The sequence below is a fragment of the Plantibacter sp. RU18 genome (assembly GCF_050613355.1).
Lineage (GTDB): Bacteria > Actinomycetota > Actinomycetes > Actinomycetales > Microbacteriaceae > Plantibacter.
On the sequence record NZ_CP159618.1, the window covers coordinates 1048400 to 1067021 of the forward strand.

Genomic DNA, 18622 nt, shown 5'->3' on the forward strand with positions numbered 1-18622 from the left:
CTCACCTCATCCCGACAGCGCTGCCCGACCCTGGGACGTCGAGGCCCGGAGCAGAGGATCGCGGGGCGGAGGATCGCGGGGCGGCGGTAGACGCGCCGCAGCGCCCGACTCCGGGAGGTGGAGTGGGCGCTGCAGCGGTCGTGTCGTGTCAGGGTGTGACGTGTCCGATCAGCTCAGGCATTGATCACCTGCGGGCTGTCGGAGGACTCCACGGTGATCTTCCGTGGCTTCGCGCGTTCGCTGACGGGGATGATGACGGAGAGCACGCCGCTGTCGTACGAGGCGCTGATCCCGTCGATGTCGACGCCGTCCCCGAGGGTGAACTGCCGCAGGAAGTGTCCACCGCCACGCTCACGCGCGAGCCATCGGACGCCCTCGCGGGTGTCTGCGGTGCGCTGGGCACGGATGGTCAGCTGGCCACCGTCGACGTCCACGTCGATCGAGCCAGGGTCGATGCCGGGCAGGTCGGCGAGCATCAGGTAGCGGTCGCCGTCCCGGAACAGGTCGACCGGCATCGGCCGGGGAGTGCGAACGGAGTCCAGCACGGTCGCTGCGAAGCGGTCCAGCTGACTGATCGGGTCGAGGGTCATTGCCATGAGGGTTCTCCTTCCGTGTTGCCCGATGTCTCGGGCTCTGCGATCGAATCGTCCTCGAAGTGCGGTGATCCGTCTGCAGTAGATCTGCACTTCGTGGTGTAGATTTTTATACAACAGGAGCAGGATCGAGTGCAAGTCGTTCGAAGGGTTTTCTACGCATGATCGAACGGGACTCAGCGACACCGGTGTACGGCATCGCGGTGGCCGCCCGACTCGCCGGGGTTCCCGAAGCCACCCTGCGACTGTTCGAGAGCAAGGGGCTCCTGACGCCGTCGCGAACGGATGGCGGAACGCGTCGCTACAGCGACGACGACCTCAGTCGGCTGAAACGTGTGACGGACCTCAGGGACGGCGGAGTGAACATCGCCGGCATCGCGCTCGTACTCGACCTCGAAGACACCAACCGCGGACTCCGGGCCCGTCTCGACGGCGACGACGACGGCACGCCGCGGAGGTAGGCCCGACCGGCAGCGCGGTGCCCGGTCCGCCTCGCCGAATGGGAACAACCCGCACCGGGGGTGCGTTCGTACCGGTGTGACCCTCACCCTGACACCGACCGCGCTCCCGGCGGCGCCGGCGACCGACACGCTCGACCGCGCGCTCGCCACTCTCGAGTGGACGATCCACGGCACCGACCGCGACCGTCTCGTCGCCGGTTCACCTCTGCGCCGTGCGCATGCCGCGTCGGGCTTCGTCTACGTCTCCACCGGACGCGTGCGTCTCACGGCCGCCGACGGCACGCGCGCGCTCGGCGCCGGTGACCTCGTCTTCTTCCCCCGCGCCCACACCACGACGGTGCTCGCCCTCGACGACGCGGAGCTCCTCGACGTCGCCTTCACTCCGCCCGGCCAGCGTCAGCAGGTCGCCGACACCCTGCCGGAACACCTGTACGTCCGCGACTTCGCCGGGCAGGAACGCTCGATGGTCGCGCTCATCGAAGGGATGGGCTGCCCGCAGGCGAGCGGTCGCCCGCGACCCGGCGACAACGTCATCTGCAGCCGCATCGCCACGACCATCGTCTCGGCGGCGCTGCGCTCCTGGAACGAGGCCGGCTGCGCACCCGAGCGTTGGCTGCAACGGATCGGCGACCCGCACATCGCCGCCGTGCTGGACGCCCTGCACGCCGAACCGGGACGCCCGTGGACCTTCGACACGCTGGCGCGCATCGCCACGATGTCACGGTCCGCCTTCGCCGAACGCTTCCGCGTCGTCGTCGGCCACACCCCGCGCGCCTACCTCACGACCGTGCGCATGGAGACGGCGAAGGGTCTGCTCCTCGCTGGAGGAGTCAGCGTCGCCGAGCTGGCAGGCACGCTCGGCTACACCTCGGAAGACGGCTTCAGTCGCGCCTTCCAGCGCTACGCGGGTGTGACCCCGGCGCGCTGGCGCGAGCAGACGGCGCTCGCCGCGTAGGCGTCCGCCGCCAGCACCGGATCAGCGGGCGGTGCGCGCCGAGCCGAAGATGACGCCACCGGTGATCGCCGAGATGGACGCGACGACGAGTGCCGGGACGATGCCCACCGCGTCGACCAGCAGACCACCGAAACCGGCGCCGACGGTGATCGCGAGCTGGAACCCGGCGACGACGAGGCCACCGCCCGACTCCATGCGGTCCGGGACGATGCGACCCATCCAGGTGCTCAGCGTCGTGAGCCAGGCGCCGAAGCCCATGCCCCAGGTCGTGATCGCGATCGTGATGACCCACGGCTGGTCCGGGAACGCCGTGACGAGTGCGATCGAGACACCGATGAGCGCCGGCACGATGTAGCGCAGGGTCGCGAGGTGCTTGTCGACGAGCAGGCCGATGATGAAGTTGCCGACTACACCACCGAGGCCGAATGCGGCGAGGAGCACGGCGACGCCGGCGGCATCGAGGTCGGGCACGCGTTCGATCGCGAGGCGGATGTAGGTGAACGCGATGAAGTGGCCGAGGACGGTCAGGATGTGGCCGGTGAGCCCCATCCGGATGCCGGGCACGCGCAGGGTGTCGACGAGGGAACGCAGACCACCGCTCGACGGGGCCGGCGCGACCGGAGGCAGCACGAGTCGCAGTGCGATGGCGACGACGGCGGTGATGATCGCGACGCCCGCGAAGATCAGGCGCCAGTCCATGATCGAACCGAGGTAGGTCCCGACCGGGACTCCGGCGACGGTCGCGACGGTCGTGCCGGTGTTCACGAGCATGATCGCGCGGCCGAGGTGCTTGGGCGCTGAGAGACGGGCGGCGATCGCGATCGACATCGCCCAGAACGCACCGAGGGCGGCACCGAGCAGGAGCCGGGCGATGAGCAGCATGACGAAGTCGGCGGAGATCGCGACGAGTGCGCTGGAGACGGCGGCACCTGCGGCGAGGAGCACGAGCAGCAGGCGACGGTCGAGCCGCGGGACGAGGATGCCGATGGTCGGCGCCGTGAGGAAGCCGATGAACGCCGTGGCGGTCACCGCCTGGCCCGCCCGCCCCTCGGTGATGCCGAGCGAGGCGGCCATCGACGGGAGCAGGCTCGGTGGGAGGAACTCGGCCAGCACGAGCACGAAGCTCGTCGCCATCATGACGGCGACCGATGCCCAGGCGGTGCGGTCGCGCGGTGCTGTGGTGCTCGGTGTCCCGGCGGTGGGCACTGAGCCCGTGCGTGCGTCGTCGAGCATCTCGTCTGTCGTCATGGTCTCAGCCTGTCGTACGTGCAGCCCGCCCGCCCACCCGACGCCGAGTCCGGGCCATCCGATCATTCGTCCAGTCGCGCCGCCCGGCTCACATGCGCGTGCCGCGTGTGAAGATCGAGCACTCGCTGCCGTCCACGCCCCGCGTTCGCGGAGACGCTCGGAACTCGCTGGGAGCACCGTCAAGAAGTTGCACTCCGTGCATCGGTGCACGTAATGTACCCACGTGTCCACAACCGCCCCCGCCGAGGATCGTCGCGCCGCACTGCGCGCGCGGCACCACCGCGCCATCCTCGACGCCGCCCGCGGGATCATCGCGGAGCAGGGTATCGCCGGCTTCAACGTGGACCTCCTCGCCGAACGCGCAGACGTCTCACGACGCACGGTCTTCAACCATTTCTCCTCGATCGACGACCTCGTCACGACCTCGTGCGCCGAAGAACTCGCGGTCGTGATCGAGAGCTTCCGCACCGCCGTCAACGCCCGCCCGGAAGGCCCCGGTTCGCGCGCGTCGATGTTCGAGGACGTCGTGGCGGCCGTACACGCCACCGACATCCCCGGCATCATCTCCTTCCTCTGGAACGCTCTCGGCGGGTTCGCGCCCGACGACTCGCGTCCGCAACAGCTCTTCCAGGCGACGTTCTCCCGCACCACCCAGGAACTCGCGCACGAGCTCGCCGAGCGCAACAGCGACGTCGACGAACTCGAGGCGGGCTTCCTCGTCTCCTCCCTCATGCACGGCGTGGAGGTGCTCGCTCATCACTGGATCGCGGCCACCGGCGCCACCACGGACGATGATGCCCGTGCCCTCTGGAACTCCCTGTTGGAACGACTCATCGTGAGCGTCCGCACGGGATACCCCTCCGAGCACTGATCCGCACCGTCCCCCGCACGACACCAGCTGCACCTTTCGAAGAATCGAGACCCCCTTGGCTGAACTGCTGTACCGCCTCGGACGCTTCTCCGCGCGACGCGCGTGGGCCGTCCTCATCTCCTGGATCGTGATCCTCGGGATCGCCGTCGGCGCCTTCCTCGCCTTCGGCGGCACGCTGTCGAGCGCGGTCACCATCCCGGGCACGCCCACCTCGAAGGTCACCGACCAGCTCGCCGAGTCGTTCCCGAGCGCGAGCGGCGGCACCGGTGCGATGGTCTTCCACACGGAGGACGGCGACGCCTTCACCGACAGCCAGAAGACGGCGATCGGCACGCTGCTCGACGATACGGCCGAGCTGAAGGGCGTGGACTCCACGGTCAACCCCTTCGAGACGCAGACCACGATCGCCGACCAGGCGCAGCAGGTCTCCGACGGCCAGGCCCAGATCGAGACCGGCCGCACGCAGCTGAACGACGGCCAGGCGCAGCTCGATGCCGGCAAGCAGCAGCTCACCGACGGCCAGACCCAGCTCGACGCGGCACTCGCCGGCGCCCAGGCGCAAGCGGGCGGAACGCTCCCGGCCGCAGTCCAGGCGCAGTTCGACGCGCAGCAGGCGACGATCGACGCGCAGAAGTCCGCGCTCGACGCCCAGCAGACGACGCTCACCGAGAACCTGACGAAGCTCAACGAACAGAGCACCAAGCTCGATCTGTCCTCGCAGCTGCTCGACCTGTCATCCGGCATCCGCACCGTCTCCACCGACGACTCCACCGCGGTCGCGAACGTCGTGTTCGACGACGCACAGCAGGAGGTCACGCCCGAGACCAAGCAGTCCGTCATCGACCAGGTGACGGAGGACGTTCCGGACGGCGTCGAGGTCGAGTTCTCGAACGAGCTCGCGCAGAGCCTCCCGCAGCTGTTCGGTGTCGGCGAGGCGATCGGCCTCATCATCGCCGCCATCACGCTGCTCGTGATGCTCGGGACGGTCATCGCCGCATCGCTCCCGCTCGTCTCGGCCATCGTCGGCGTCGGCGTCGGTGTGACGGCTGCGCTCTCCCTGTCGGGCATCGTCGACATGCTCTCCATCACGCCCGTGCTGGGTGTGATGCTGGGGCTCGCTGTCGGCATCGACTACTCGCTGTTCATCCTGAACCGCCACCGGAAACAGCTGCTCGACGGGGTCGAACTGCACGACTCCATCGGCCTCGCCAACGGCACCTCGGGCAACGCCGTCGTCTTCGCGGGCTCCACGGTCCTCGTCGCGCTCCTGGCGCTCAACGTCACCGGCATCGGCTTCCTCGGCATGATGGGCACGGTCGGCGCGATCTGCGTCGCCGTCGCGATCCTGCTCGCCGTCACCCTGACGCCCGCCATGCTGTCGCTGCTCGGCCTGCGCATCCTCAGCAGGAAGGCGCGCACGACCATCGGTGAGCCGCGTCCGGACCGCGCTCCGACGAAGGCGATGGGCACGGGCCGCGCGATCGGCACGCTCGTCGCGGGCCTCGTGGTCCTCGGCGTCGTCGCCCTGCCAGCGCTCGACATGCGTCTCGGCCTGCCCGACGGCAGCTCGGAAGCGGTCGACTCCACCCAGTACAAGTCCTACACGCTCATCGAGGACAAGTTCGGCGCCGGCGTGAACGGCCCGCTGCTCGTCGTCGCGACGCTGCCCGATGCTGCGACCGACGACGAAGTGCTCGAGGAACAGGTGCGGATCGGGCAGAAGATCGCCGATCAGACCGATGTCAGCGCCGTCGCGCCTATCGGAGCCTCCGACGACAACACGGTGCTCGCGTTCCAGGTGATCCCGGAGGAGGGGCCGAACAGCGTCTCCACCGAGCAGCTCGTCCGCGATCTCCGCGACCTGTCACCGCTGTCGGGCGACGTCGACCTCGGTGTCGCGGGCAGCGCGAGCGGCAACATCGACGTCTCGCAACAGCTGTCGGACGCGCTCCCGCTGTACCTGGCGCTCGTGGTCGGGCTCTCGCTCATCATCATGATCCTCGTGTTCCGCTCGATCCTCGTGCCGATCACGGCGACGCTCGGCTTCATGCTGTCGCTCGCCGCGACCTTCGGCGGCATCACGGCGATCTTCCAGTGGGGCTGGCTCGGCCCGGTGTTCGGCGTTCACGATCCGGGCCCCATCCTGAGCTTCCTGCCGACGATCCTCATCGGCATCCTCTTCGGACTCGCGATGGACTACCAGCTGTTCCTCGTGTCGGGCATGCGTGAGGCGTTCGCCCACGGAGCCCCGGCCCGGTTGGCCGTCCAGAAGGGCCTCCACGCCGGCCGCACGGTCGTCATCGCAGCCGCGATCATCATGATCTCCGTGTTCGGCGGGTTCATCTTCTCCCACTCGGCGATGATCCGGTCGATCGGCTTCGGCCTCGCGTTCGGTGTGCTCGTCGACGCGTTCGTCGTGCGCATGCTGCTCATCCCTGCGGTCATGCACCTGCTCGGCAAGAGCGCCTGGTGGATCCCGAAGTGGCTCGATCGCATCCTGCCGAACGTCGACGTGGAGGGCGCCGCGCTCGAGCGCAGCCACCCGGCGCACCACACCGGGTCGGTCGCCACGGCGCCGCAGAGCGGTGAGGCACGGAACGCGGTCGACGGGCCCTCGGCCGCGACGCTCGGCCTCATGGAGGGTGCGTCGGCCAGCGTGTCCACTGCGTCACTCGTAGCGGGGACCGCAGCCCATGTGGCTCCGCCGTCGACCGAGCTCACGCGTCGTGAGGCCGCCGCCGAGCGGACCCACCCCGCGCACGTCCTCACGACCGATCCCGTCGACGACGAGCAGCACCTCTCGCGAGTCGAGCCCGGCCTCGACGTCATCGTGCACCCGGCCACGGCCGGCGTGCAGCGGGTCGCCGTCGGCGCGTACGTCATCGCGGTCGACGCCGACAACGGCACCGCAGTCGTCGAGCCGCCCGCCGGTGGCGTCGTGATCGTCCGCGCCCCGAGGTAACCGCACATCGCCGCCGTTCCCCGAGCCTGTCGAGGAGCGGGGTGTGAGCGGAGTGCGCCCTATGGCTGGAGGCGATCGACCAGCCAGCCGCCGTCGGCCGCGAGGTAACGGAGTCGACGGTGCATGCGGTCACGGCTCGCGTGCCAGAACTCGACGTGGTCGGGCACCAGCCGGAAGGCGACCCAGGTGGCCGGGCGCGTGACGTCGTCACCCTCACGCTCGAGCAGTGCGTTCGCCTCATCGATGAGCGCGTCGAGTGTCGCCTGCGGCCCGTCGCCGAACGGCATCGACTGGTGCGCGACGGCGGTGGCCGCACGGGACTTGGGGGAGCGGTCGGCGAACAGCGCGTCCGACTCCGTCTCGCTCAACCGCTCGACTCGACCCTCGAACCGCAGCTGCTGCATCGTCTCACGCCAGTAGACCTGCAGCGCAGCACTCGGGTTCTCCGCCAGCTGACCACCCTTGCGACTCTCCGTGGAGGTGCCGAAGACGAGCCCGCGGTCGTCCAACGTCTTGACGTCCACCGTGCGTGCACTCACGACGCCGAGGCTCGTCGCGGTCGCGAGGGTCATGGACCGTGGTTCGCTCACTCCGCGTTCCACAGCGTCTGCCAGCCACGCTTGCGCGAGCGGCATCGGCTCGGCGGGCGGTGTGTCGAACTCGGGCAGCCGGAGGGTCGCGTCGCCGGACAACGGTTCGTGTGTCATGTCGCGAGCCTACAAGCCGCCCGGTCGGCATCCGGGTGTCTGGGCGGGCGGCACAGTCCGCCGGGGATCGCTGGGTCGGCGGCACATGGTGCACCGATATCCGCGCCGCTAGCCTCGAAACGGATCACGAGGAGAGTGAGTGCTGCATGCCCTACACCGACACCGACGACGTCTCCATCTACTACGAGGCCAAGGGGACGCCCGGAGATCCCGTGATCGTGCTCATCGCGGGCGGCGGCGCACAGCTCCTCGCCTGGCGGCCGGAGCTCCGCGCCATGCTCACGGCAGAAGGATTCCGTGTTGTCGTGTTCGACAACCGCGACGTCGGGCTGTCCCAACGCTTCGGCGGCGAGCATGACATCGACGGCGGGTACGAGCTCGGCGACATGGGCGACGACGTCCTGCGGGTGCTCGACCAGCTCGGGGTCGATGCCGCCCACCTCGTCGGACACTCGATGGGCGGGATGATGGCGCAGATGGTCGCCATCGAGCATCCCGAGCGGGTGCTCAGCCTCGGACTCCTGTCCACGATCCCCGGCCAGGCTCCGCGCTACATCCTGCACGGCGAGCGACCGGAGCGCCTGCTCGAACCCGTCCGGTACAGCCGGGAGGAGTCCGTGAGCGCGATGACCGCGCTCGCGGCACCGATCCCGGGTGCGCGGTACCAGCCGGACACCGAGTGGGAGGTCTGGGCGACGGGCGAAGCATATGATCGCGGTTACTCGCCGGAGGGCTACGCGCGTCAGTGGGCCGCGCTCCGCCGAGCCCCCGAACGTCTCGAGCAGCTGCGGTCGGTCACCGTCCCGACGCTCGTCCTCCACGGTCGCGCCGACGACGTCCTGCACTGGTGCTCAGCCGTCGAGATCGCAGCGGCCATGCCGGCGGCGGAACTCCACGTGCTGCCCGACATGGGGCATCTGATCCCCGCGGAACTGTGGCCGACGCTCGTCGACGGCATCGTCCGTACCGCCAACCACGCGGAGTCTCTGCGCTGAGTTGTCGTGGCCGACCGGAGACCCTGATCACCGCGCTGGGCTCACGGTGCGCCGATGAGCCGCACCCGGCAGGCGAGTTCCGCCGCGAAACGCACGTCCGGGTCGGCGAGGTCGAGCCCGAGCGTCTGTTCGATGCGCCGGATCCGGTAGTTCACGGCGTTCGGGTGCAGGTTCAGTTCGGCACCGGCACGCACGAGCGAGTTCCGGTGGCTGAGGTACGCGAGCAGCGTCCGCATCGAGATGGCGGCGCGTTCCGGACCCTGGGCATCGAGCGGCGACAGGATGTCGTCGAGCAGGGTGCGGCTGAGCGGTGACGCGTAGAAGTCGAGGAGCACCCGTCGGAGCCCGGTGACGTCGGTCGCCTCCATGTTGCCGAAGCGACCCCCGGCGATGGCGGCCTCGGCGGCCACCCGCGCCTCCGTCGCCGACTGCCTGAGCCCGGCCGCTCCACTCTGCGGGGTGCCGAGCCCCACGGTGAAGGTCCACTCGGGGCCGGCGACCGACGACGCGTGCGCGACGATGCGCTCCAACACGTCGCGCAGTCGCCGTTGGTGGTCCGGTGCTCCGAGCTCCTCCGAGGCGATGACGACGATCTCGTCGCGCCGCATCGCGAGGTGCCACTGCTCATCGCGCTGGTCGACGAGCTGCAGGGAGAAGAGCTCCACGGACGGCGCGAGCACGGTCGGCGCCCGGCGGTCCGGGTCGCTCACATGCTTCGGTGTCAACCAGGCGACCGCGTGCGACAGCTGTAGCGGCAGGCCCGCGCGTACGGCGTCCATCGCGTACCCGTCGATGCGTGACGTCTCCGCGAAGATCAGCTCGATGATGAGCTCGGCCCGGGACCGCACGGAACCGAAGCGCCCATGCAGTTCGCGTTGCAGTGCCCGCGACAGGACCGAGGCGATGACAGGGACGGCGATGGCCGCCGCAGGGTCGTCGCCCTCGGCGTGCACGCGCCCGATCGGGATCTCGCCGATGCACACGGCGTCGGGTTCGAGCCAGCTCGCGCCGGCATCCTCCACGAGCGTGATCGCCACACCGAGCGTGGTAGTCGCGACCCCGAGGATTACCTCCCGCACCCCCAGCCCCGAAGCCTGTTCCGTCTCCGCCGCTGAAGCGCTGATGACCCGTTGGATCGCGAACTCCGCTCGTGACATCGCCTCCTCGGCGCCACCGCGGATCGTCCGGTCCATGAGGACGGCGAGGTCCGACGCGATGCCGTCGGTCATGATGACGGGTAGTCCGCCTCGCTCGGCGAGCGCCCGGGAGGTTGCAGCGACCGGGAAGGAGCCGACGAAGACGAGGGCGGCGCAGCCTGCGGCGATGGCTCGTCGGATCGCGATGTCGACCTGGTATGGCCGGGGGATCGCGCCGTCCGGCGTCGTGACGATCGCGATGGAGTGCTCGGTGGCGTCGTTCAGTTCGTCGAGTGCCAGGATCTCGACGCCCATGACGGGCACGCCGGCCGGGGAGCCGGCGACGCAGCGGGCTCCGAGGTGCTCGGCCTGCAGGATCACATCGGCGACGGTGACGGTCACGAGGCAGGTCCATCGGTGGGTGTGCGGTGTCGGGCCATGAGTTCGTGCTTTCTCTGAGGCGGGTCAGCGTTCCGGTCGGCAGGTGCGATTCGATACCTGGGCTCTGAGCACATTGTGCCCCGATTGTCTGGTCTCCGGGAACATTGTCGTGATCCGCACCCCTGCCTACGCTCGGTACATGTCAACGAACCACCTGGCCGGAGCGTCCCACGCCGGCATCGCACGGGCCGCAGCGGCGGCCGCCCCGATCCGCACCATCACGCTCGCCGACGTCCCCGCGCTCGCCGCCGGCTGTGCGGTGTTCGGCACGGGCGGCGGCGGTGCGGTGCAGACCCCGCAGCTGGCCGTGGAGCTGGCGATCGAGGAGTTCGGGCCGGTGCAGGCGGTGCAGGTCGCCGACCTCGACGAGCATGACGTCGTCGTCGCGATGTCGGGCATCGGGGCTCCTTCGGTGGGCTTCGAGATGCTCGGAGCGAGCGGTCAGGCGGAGATCATCGTCGAGGAGATCCAGCGGCTGACCGGCAGACGGATCACGACGATCATGGCCACGGAGATCGGTGGCAGCAACGGCCTCGGCCCGGTCGGCTGGGCAGCGGGCCTCGGCCTGAAGATCCTCGACGCCGACGGCATGGGCCGTGCGTTCCCCGAGGCTCCCATGACGGCGATGAACGTCGCGAACCTCCCACCCGGGTACGCGGTCCTCAGCGATGTGATCGGCAACGTCTCGATCCTCCGACCCGTGAGTCTCGCCTGGCTCGAGCGCCACGCCCGCGCCCTCACCGTGGCGAGCGGTGCGATCTCGATCGGTGCGAACTACGTCATGGACCGCGACACGATCCGCGGCGCCGTCATCGAGGGCAGCGTCAGCCGCGCGATCCAGGTCGGACGCCGACTGCTGGAGTCCACCGAGCCTGTCGCCGCGCTCACCGACGAACTCGGTGCGGCCCTCATCACGGGTGGCAAGGTCGTCGACATCGAACGACGCACGGAGGGCGGGTTCACCCGCGGGTCCGTCACGGTCGAAGGTATCGGCGAGTACCGAGGTCGTCTCACCCGCGTCGAGATCCAGAACGAGAACCTCGTGGTGATGGAGGACGGCGCGGTCATCGTGAGCGTCCCCGACCTCGTCACGATCGTCGACTCCGAGACCGGCGACGCGATCTCCACCGAGATGTTGCGCTTCGGCCAGCGCGTGAGCGTCCTGGCATGGGCGTGCGATCCGCTGTGGCGCACCGAGCGCGGCCTCGAACTGGCCGGCCCGCGTGCGTTCGGCTACGACCTCGACTACGAACCGTTCGGCGAGACCGCGGACGAGACCTTTGGAGCGACGCGATGAGCGCCATCACCATCACCGACACCGGCGCCGTCACCGACATCGCGGGCGAGCTCGCCATCGGCATCGACGTCGGCGGCACCAACACCGACGCGGTCGCCCTCTCAGGCACCGGTGAGGTCGTCTCGTGGACGAAGCAGCCGACCACCCGCGATGTCACGGGCGGCATCCGCGCGGCACTCACCGAGATCCTCGAGCAGCTGGGAGACGACCGCCGTCTCGTCAGTCGGGTCATGCTCGGCACGACCCACGCGACCAACGCGATCGTGAACCGTCGCGACCTCGGCCGGGTCGTCGTCATCCGTCTCGGCTCGCCCGCCGCGACATCGCTTCCGCCGCTCGCCGGGTGGCCGCGCGAACTCCGCGAGGTCATCCTCGCGGGCAGCATCCTCGCAGGCGGCGGTCACCTCGTCGACGGCTATCCGATCGCCCCGCTCGACACCGACCTCATCCGTCGTGAACTCGACGCCCTCGCCGGGAACTTCGACGCTGTCGCGGTGTGCGGCATCTTCAGCCCGTCCTTCCCCGAGCAGGAGCTCGAGGTGGAGGCGCTCGTCCAGGACCACGTCGGCGTCGACATCCCCGTCTCGCTCAGCCACGAGATCGGCGCGCTCGGCCTGCTGGAGCGTGAGAACGCGACCGTCCTGAACGCCGCCCTCTACGCCGTCGCACGTGACGTGACGAACGCGCTCACGACGGTCGTCGAGGAGGAGCGGCTCGACGCCACCACCTACTTCGCGCAGAACGACGGCACGCTCATGGCCGTCGAGTACGCCGCGCGCTACCCGGTCCTCACGATCGGCTCGGGACCTGCGAACTCCATCCGTGGTGCTGCCTTCCTCTCCGGAGCCGACAACGCGATCATCATCGACGTCGGTGGCACCACGAGCGACCTCGGCGTGCTCGTCGACCGCTTCCCGCGCGAGTCCACACTCCCGCGCGAGGTCGGTGGCGTGCGGACGAACTTCCGGATGCCCGACATCCTGAGCGTCGGCCTCGGCGGTGGCACGATCGTCGACGTCGCGTCCGGTGTCCCGCGCCACGACTCCGTCGGCTACCGGCTCACCGAGGAGGCGCTCCTGTTCGGCGGTACCACTCCGACCCTCACCGACGCGGCCTCCCTCGAGTTCGGCATCGCGGACCGCCAGCTGCCACCGCTCGACCGGGCCACGCGCCAGGCGCTCGAGCAGGCACTCCGCGTCGCCCACGACCGCATCGAAGCCGCGGTGGAACGCATGTCCCTCGGCCGCACGAGCCTCCCGCTCGTCGTGGTGGGCGGCGGCGGCTTCCTCGTGCCGGACTCCGTGCTCGGAGCGAGCGAGGTGCTGCGGCCCGCGCGAGGCAACGTCGCGAACGCTGTCGGCGCTGCCATCGCGCTCGCCGGCGGACGCTCCGATCAGCTCTGCGACTTCGCCGACCGCGCAGCCGCCATCGAGGAGACAGGACGCTCCGCGATCGAGAAGGCGATCCAGGCCGGCGCAGACCCGCGCACGGTCGAGATCGTCGACGTCCTCGAGACCCCCGTCTCGTACGCCACCCGTCCCACCCTGAAGGTCTCCGTGAAGGCGGCCGGCCCGCTCGCCCGCATCGGCGCCTCGTCGAGACAAGCGATGTAGTTCACCACGCTCCACCCCATCCGATCCGGCCACCCGTGCACCACGGCCACCCGAGTACGAAGGATCCAGCATGAACAGCAAGCAGAACAGAGCAGCCGCTGCGCTCGCAGCAGTGGCGCTCAGCGCGGTCGCCCTCACCGCGTGCACCTCCTCGCAACCGTCCGAGAACTCCGGCGAGTACGTGTCCGGCGGGACGTTCGTCACGGCGATGAGCGGCGACCCCGGCAGCCTCGTCCCGATGACCGGCATCAGTCTCGAAGCCCGCGAGATCATCAGCTTCACCTACGAATCACTCGTGTACGTCACTGCCGACGGCGAGCTCGTGCCCTGGTTGGCCGAGAGTTGGGAAGAGGACGGCACGTCGATCACGTACACGCTGAAGGACGGCATCACCTGCGCCGACGGCTCCGAGTTCACCGCCGAGACCGCTGCAGCGAACATCACCTACAACGCCGACCCGGCCAACGCGACCTTCTACTACGGTGCGCAGGTGAGTGAGCGTATGACGGCGACCGCCGAGGGCAACACGCTCACGGTCACGAGCACGACGAACGACCCCTTCCTCCTCGCCAACACCGGCACGGTTGAAATGGTCTGCCAGGCGGGCCTCGACGACCCGGACTCGCTCGTCGAGACGACGAACAGCACCGGCCTCTTCACGCTCGATGCGGCGACGCCCGGTTCCAGCTACACCTTCGTCAAGCGCGACGACTACACGTGGGGTCCCGACGACGTCACGAGCGACACCAAGGGTCTGCCGGACACGCTCGAGGTCCGCGTCGTCACCGATCCCGGCACTGCGGCGAACCTGCTGCTCTCCGGCGACGTGAACGCGGCGAGCATCGGCGGTGCCGACCAGGACCGTGTCGAAGCGGCCGGCCTGGCGAGCGAGGGCGTGCGCAACCCGATCGGCGAGATGCTGTTCAACGAGCGCCCGGAGCGCCCGACCTCGGACCCGCTCGTCCGTGAGGCACTCGTCACCGCGATCGACCGCGACCAGGTCGGTGAGGTCGTCACCGACGGCACCGCCGAGGAGTCCAAGTCGCTCGTCGTGAAGAGCCCGTACCTCTGCGTCGCCGACGGCCCGCAGTGGACGCTCCCCGACACCGACATCGAGCGCTCAGGCGAGCTCCTCGACGACGCCGGGTGGGAGCTCGGCTCCGACGGCAAGCGGTCCAAGGGCGGCGAGCCGCTGACGATCAAGTTCATCTACGACGCAGCGACCCCGAGCCACGCGGCCGCCGCCGAACTCGTCCAGCAGACCTGGGACGAGCTGGGCGTCACGACGGAGCTCTCCGGCAATGACGCGAACGCCTGGTCGGAGCAGCTGTTCTCGACGTTCGACTGGGACACCGGCTTCGTGCAGATCGCCCCGGGTGGACCGGTCATCGTGAACACCTTCTTCGGCGGAGAGACCCCGGACAAGGGCGGCAACAACTTCATGTTCGTCGACAACCCGGAGTACGACGCCCTCGCGGCCCAGGCGGGGACGGCCTCGCCTGAGGAGGCGTGCGAGCTGTGGCAGCAGGCCGAGGCGAAGCTGATCGAGCGCACCGACGTGTTCCCGATCGCGGACGCGCAGGACTACCTGTACCTGAACGGTGCAGAGGTCGAGCGCCCGAACTTCATCCGCCCGACGAGCATCCGGATGGTCGGCTGATCATGGCGATCCCCTCGATCGCGAGCACCGACCCGGCTGCAGGCCCCGGCGGCCCGGCGGTCGCGCGTCGAGGGGATCGCGGGCTGCTCGGCGGTCTGTCCCCGCGGTCCTCGTTCATCCTGCGACGACTCGGACGGCTCCTCGTCTCCCTCGTCATCGTGGTCATCGCGACGTTCCTGATCGTGCAGCTCGTGCCGGGTGACCCGGTGCGGGCGGCGCTCGGCAACAGCGCGACCCCGGAACTCGTGGAGCGGACGAGGGCCGACCTCGGCCTCGACGTCCCTGTCCCGGAACAGTTCGTCAACTACGTGAGCGGCTTGTTGCGCGGCGACATGGGAACCGCGATCGGCTCGCAGCGGTCGGTCTCGGACACCATCGCGCAGCGCTTCCCGATCACCCTCACCCTCGCGGTGGCGGCGTTCCTGGTCGCAGCCCTCGGAGCCTTCCCCATCGGCGTGGCCACGGCGGTCTCCTCCCGTACCGGACGACACCGTCTCGCCGACCTCGGCATCTCGGGCCTGCTGGGCGTGCTGATCGCCATCCCGAGCCTGCTGTTCGCGGTGGGGTTGATCGCCGTGTTCAGCATCGGACTCGGAGTGCTGCCGGCGGCCGGCTGGGGATCGTTCCAACAGGCGGTCCTGCCGGTGATCGCGCTCGCCGTCGGACCCATGGCCTACCTCGCGCGACTCGTGCATGTCGAGATGCTGTCGGTCCTCGAGATGCCGTACATGACCACGGCGCGCAGCAAACGTCTGCCGACGCACCTCGTCTACCTGCGGCACGCCCTCCCGAACATGGTGACGTCGACACTCACGATCGGCGGCATCATGCTCACGGGCATGGTCGCCGGAACCGTCCTGATCGAGACCGTGTTCGCGATCCCCGGCCTCGGGACGAGCATCGTGTCGTCGATCACCTCCAAGGACTACCCGATGATCCAGGGCGTCGTGCTCGTCTACGCGATGCTCGTCCTCGGGCTGAACCTCCTCATCGACGTCGCACTCGCGACGATCGACCCCCGCTCGTCGATCACGGAGGGCTGAGCGGTGTCCCCTCGACCCACAGCATCACCACTCCTCGACCGTCTCCGCACCCCTCGCGGTGTCACGGGCGCGGTCGGGGCACTCGCCATCATCGTCGTCGCGGTCATCGCACCGACGGTGTGGGGTTCGGCCGCCGACACGACCTCCGTCGCCGACCGCCTCACCGGCGCCTCACTCGCGCATCCGTTCGGCACCGACGAACTCGGCCGCGACGTGTTCGCCCGGGTCATGGTCGCGACCCGTGTCTCGGTGCTGCTGACCCTCGGCGCGACAGCGATCTCCGTCATCGGTGGTGTGCTCCTCGGAGCGGTCGCGACCGTTCTGCCGAGGCCGATCCGTCGTCTCGTCACGGCGCTCATCGACATCCTGCTGTCCTTCCCGTGGCTGCTCATGGCACTGTTCTTCTCCGTCATCTGGGGTGCCAGTGCGACCGGCGCGATGCTCGCCGTCGGCTTCGCCGGTGTCCCGACGTTCGCGCGCCTCACCTACACGCTCGCCTCGTCGCTCGTCGGACGCGACTACGTGAAGGCCGCCCGTATCGCCGGCGTCGGCCAGGTCGAGGTGCTCGTCAAACACGTCCTGCCGAACATGCTGCCGCCGATGCTCGTGAACGCAGCGGTGTCCGCATCAGGCACCCTGCTCGCCTTCGCCGGTCTCTCGTTCCTCGGCCTCGGCGTCCAGGCGCCGGAGTACGACTGGGGCCGTCTGCTCGGGCTCGGCATCGCCCGTATCTACGGGAACCCGATGGCGGCGATCGGTCCGGGCATCGCCCTCGTGGTCTGCGGCGTCATCTTCACGCAGCTCGGTGAGCTGTGGAACGAGTCCTCGAAGCGACTGCTCGGGCTTCCCGCGCCGGTGCGCCGCGGCCCGGGTGTCTCGGTGCAGCCGCTCGCCGAACCGACGGCGCCCGAGGAGCCCGTGGTGCAGGTGCGCGACCTCCGGGTGGCCTTCCCGGACCGCAACGGCGACCTCGTCGAACGCGTCCACGGGATCAGCCTCACGATCATGCCCGGCGAGGTCGTCGGCGTGGTCGGCGAGTCCGGCTCCGGTAAGTCGGTGAGCGCGATGGCGATCGCCGCGCTGCTCGGCCCCGACTCCGCGGTCACGGCCTCTGAGCTGAGCTTCCGCGGGATCGACATGACCGCGCCGCTCACGAACGCAGAGCGCAGCCGTCTCGGGCTCGAACTCGCGATGGTGTTCCAGGATCCGCTGACCTCCCTGAACCCGTCGCTGTCGATCGGCAAGCAGCTCCGCGAGACCGTCGAGGTGCACGAGGGCCTGTCGAAGGCCGCGTCGACGAAGCGCGCTGAGGAGGCGCTCGAATCGGTGCGGATCCCGCTCGCCGCCAAGCGGCTGCGGCAGTACCCGCACGAGCTGTCCGGCGGTATGCGGCAGCGCGCGATGATCGGCATGGGGCTGATGGGTCGCCCGAAACTGCTCATCGCCGACGAGCCGACCACCGCGCTCGACGTCACGGTGCAGCGCCAGGTCCTGCGGGTCCTGCATGAGGCGCAGCTGCGGACGGGCGCCGCCATCCTCCTCATCTCGCACGACATCGCGCTCGTCAGCGGATTCTGCGACCGCATCCTCGTCATGAAGGACGGCCGGATCGTCGAGTCCCTCGACGCCGACCGCCTCCACGAGGCCAGGCACCCGTACACGCAGGGCCTCATCGCCTGCGTTCCCGACATGACCTCCGACCGCACCATGCCGCTCCCGGTGATCGGTGCGCTCGGCGCCCTTCGACAAGGTCAGGAACCGCTTGTCGAGGGCCCTGACGGCGAGCGTCTCACCACCACGGAAGGGCAGCGCGCATGAGCGGTCTCGAGTTCTCGGACCTCACCGTCCGATACGGCCACGGCGCGTCCGCCCATACCGCCGTCGACGGGTTCCAGCTGACCGTCCGACCGGGCACCTCCCACGGGCTCGTGGGGGAGTCGGGCTCCGGCAAGTCGACGGTGGCGGCCGCAGCCGTCGGGCTCGTCCTGCCGAGCGCCGGGAGCATCACGCTCGACGGCGCGGACATCGTCGGCCGCTCGGCTGCCGCGCGTCGTGCCCGGCGTCGTGTACAGCTCGTCTTCCAGGACCCGTACTCGGCGCTCGACCCGCGCATGCCGATCGGCTCGTCGATCGCCGAAGGGACCCGCGCGACCCAGCGGAAGTGGAGCAGGCCGGAACAGCGCGACCGCGTGGCCGAACTCCTCGAACGCGTCCACATCGATCCGGAGCGCGCCGGCGAACTGCCCTCCGCGTTCTCCGGTGGTCAGCGGCAGCGCATCACGATCGCGCGGGCACTCGCCGCAGAACCGTCGGTGCTCATCGCCGACGAGATCACCTCGGCACTCGACGTGTCGGTCCAGGGTGTCGTGCTCAACCTGCTGCGCGAGCTGCAGCGGGAGCTCGAACTCACTGTGCTCTTCATCTCGCACAACCTCGCGGTCGTCAACTACATGTGCGACAGCGTGAGCGTCATGCAGGGCGGCAAGGTCGTGGAGGCCGGCCCCACCTCGACCGTGCTCGCCGCTCCCGAGGACGCCTACACGCGCGAACTCCTCGCCTCGGTCCCGGTCATGGGGCGCCGCATGACCTGGGATGACGAGCAACCGGGCGCATGAGCAGACGGCGTGGGGTGGACACAGC

The 18622-nt window shown here is 69.6% G+C and carries 15 protein-coding genes; 11 read left to right on the forward strand and 4 right to left on the reverse strand.

Annotated features, from left to right (window positions below):
- Positions 1-173 precede the first annotated feature (173 nt).
- Entirely contained in the window at positions 174-596 is a 423-nt protein-coding gene (locus ABMA10_RS05090; protein ID WP_347867588.1) for an Hsp20/alpha crystallin family protein, read from the reverse strand.
- Positions 597-754: 158 nt separating this feature from the next.
- Here ABMA10_RS05090 and ABMA10_RS05095 point away from each other — a divergent pair, with 158 nt between their 5' ends.
- Positions 755-1054 carry a MerR family transcriptional regulator gene (locus ABMA10_RS05095; RefSeq protein WP_347867587.1) on the forward strand — a complete coding sequence of 100 codons (300 nt, stop codon included), beginning with the start codon at positions 755-757 and terminating at the stop codon, positions 1052-1054.
- 76 nt (positions 1055-1130) lie between these two features.
- Positions 1131-2009 (forward strand): helix-turn-helix transcriptional regulator, encoded by an 879-nt coding sequence (locus tag ABMA10_RS05100; RefSeq protein WP_347867586.1) that lies wholly within the window; start codon positions 1131-1133, stop codon positions 2007-2009.
- A gap of 21 nt (positions 2010-2030) precedes the next feature.
- Here the strand turns inward: ABMA10_RS05100 and ABMA10_RS05105 are convergent, their stop codons facing one another.
- Positions 2031-3257, reverse strand: a complete 1227-nt coding sequence (locus ABMA10_RS05105) for an MFS transporter (protein ID WP_347867585.1) — start codon at positions 3255-3257, stop codon at positions 2031-2033.
- Positions 3258-3480: 223 nt separating this feature from the next.
- On the opposite strand from ABMA10_RS05105, the gene ABMA10_RS05110 reads away from it, so the two are divergent.
- Positions 3481-4128, forward strand: coding sequence for a TetR/AcrR family transcriptional regulator (locus tag ABMA10_RS05110; protein WP_431031274.1), 648 nt, complete (start codon positions 3481-3483; stop codon positions 4126-4128).
- A 55-nt stretch (positions 4129-4183) separates the two neighbouring features.
- On the forward strand, positions 4184-7090 hold the full coding sequence (locus tag ABMA10_RS05115) for an MMPL family transporter (RefSeq protein WP_347867583.1): 2907 nt from the start codon (positions 4184-4186) through the stop codon (positions 7088-7090).
- Positions 7091-7149: 59 nt separating this feature from the next.
- Here the strand turns inward: ABMA10_RS05115 and ABMA10_RS05120 are convergent, their stop codons facing one another.
- A complete protein-coding gene (locus tag ABMA10_RS05120) occupies positions 7150-7797 on the reverse strand; it encodes a pyridoxal 5'-phosphate synthase (RefSeq protein WP_347867582.1) in 648 nt (215 codons plus the stop codon).
- 146 nt (positions 7798-7943) lie between these two features.
- On the opposite strand from ABMA10_RS05120, the gene ABMA10_RS05125 reads away from it, so the two are divergent.
- Entirely contained in the window at positions 7944-8792 is an 849-nt protein-coding gene (locus ABMA10_RS05125; RefSeq protein WP_347867581.1) for an alpha/beta fold hydrolase, read from the forward strand.
- Between the two features lie 41 nt (positions 8793-8833).
- Here ABMA10_RS05125 and ABMA10_RS05130 read toward each other — a convergent pair whose 3' ends face one another.
- Entirely contained in the window at positions 8834-10330 is a 1497-nt protein-coding gene (locus ABMA10_RS05130) for a PucR family transcriptional regulator (RefSeq protein ID WP_347867580.1), read from the reverse strand.
- A gap of 178 nt (positions 10331-10508) precedes the next feature.
- Here ABMA10_RS05130 and ABMA10_RS05135 point away from each other — a divergent pair, with 178 nt between their 5' ends.
- The 6 genes from ABMA10_RS05135 (at position 10509) to ABMA10_RS05160 (ending at position 18597) form a co-directional block, all read left to right on the forward strand.
- Positions 10509-11666 carry a DUF917 domain-containing protein gene (locus ABMA10_RS05135; RefSeq protein WP_347867579.1) on the forward strand — a complete coding sequence of 386 codons (1158 nt, stop codon included), beginning with the start codon at positions 10509-10511 and terminating at the stop codon, positions 11664-11666.
- On the forward strand, positions 11663-13279 hold the full coding sequence (locus tag ABMA10_RS05140) for a hydantoinase/oxoprolinase family protein (protein ID WP_347867578.1): 1617 nt from the start codon (positions 11663-11665) through the stop codon (positions 13277-13279). The genes ABMA10_RS05135 and ABMA10_RS05140 overlap by 4 nt, the downstream gene beginning before the upstream one ends.
- Before the next feature lie 70 nt (positions 13280-13349).
- Complete coding sequence (locus ABMA10_RS05145; RefSeq protein ID WP_347867577.1) at positions 13350-14939, forward strand: ABC transporter substrate-binding protein; 1590 nt, start codon at positions 13350-13352, stop codon at positions 14937-14939.
- Positions 14940-14941: 2 nt separating this feature from the next.
- Positions 14942-15982 carry an ABC transporter permease gene (locus ABMA10_RS05150; protein WP_347867576.1) on the forward strand — a complete coding sequence of 347 codons (1041 nt, stop codon included), beginning with the start codon at positions 14942-14944 and terminating at the stop codon, positions 15980-15982.
- Positions 15983-15985: 3 nt separating this feature from the next.
- Entirely contained in the window at positions 15986-17800 is a 1815-nt protein-coding gene (locus ABMA10_RS05155; RefSeq protein ID WP_347867575.1) for a dipeptide/oligopeptide/nickel ABC transporter permease/ATP-binding protein, read from the forward strand.
- Positions 17797-18597: an ABC transporter ATP-binding protein gene (locus ABMA10_RS05160; RefSeq protein ID WP_347867574.1), complete on the forward strand. Its 801-nt coding sequence runs from the start codon at positions 17797-17799 to the stop codon at positions 18595-18597. Before ABMA10_RS05155 ends, ABMA10_RS05160 begins: the two co-directional genes overlap by 4 nt.
- Positions 18598-18622: the final 25 nt, after the last annotated feature.

What these genes read in the sequence shown, in the direction of transcription:
- ABMA10_RS05090 (WP_347867588.1), bottom strand. Translation starts at nt 596, where the DNA reads ATGGCAATGACCCTCGACCCGATCAGTCAGCTGGACCGCTTCGCAGCG.
- ABMA10_RS05095 (WP_347867587.1), top strand. Translation starts at nt 755, where the DNA reads ATGATCGAACGGGACTCAGCGACACCGGTGTACGGCATCGCGGTGGCC.
- ABMA10_RS05105 (WP_347867585.1), bottom strand. Translation starts at nt 3,257, where the DNA reads ATGACGACAGACGAGATGCTCGACGACGCACGCACGGGCTCAGTGCCC.
- ABMA10_RS05120 (WP_347867582.1), bottom strand. Translation starts at nt 7,797, where the DNA reads ATGACACACGAACCGTTGTCCGGCGACGCGACCCTCCGGCTGCCCGAG.
- ABMA10_RS05125 (WP_347867581.1), top strand. Translation starts at nt 7,944, where the DNA reads ATGCCCTACACCGACACCGACGACGTCTCCATCTACTACGAGGCCAAG.
- ABMA10_RS05135 (WP_347867579.1), top strand. Translation starts at nt 10,509, where the DNA reads ATGTCAACGAACCACCTGGCCGGAGCGTCCCACGCCGGCATCGCACGG.
- ABMA10_RS05140 (WP_347867578.1), top strand. Translation starts at nt 11,663, where the DNA reads ATGAGCGCCATCACCATCACCGACACCGGCGCCGTCACCGACATCGCG.
- ABMA10_RS05145 (WP_347867577.1), top strand. Translation starts at nt 13,350, where the DNA reads ATGAACAGCAAGCAGAACAGAGCAGCCGCTGCGCTCGCAGCAGTGGCG.
- ABMA10_RS05150 (WP_347867576.1), top strand. Translation starts at nt 14,942, where the DNA reads ATGGCGATCCCCTCGATCGCGAGCACCGACCCGGCTGCAGGCCCCGGC.
- ABMA10_RS05160 (WP_347867574.1), top strand. Translation starts at nt 17,797, where the DNA reads ATGAGCGGTCTCGAGTTCTCGGACCTCACCGTCCGATACGGCCACGGC.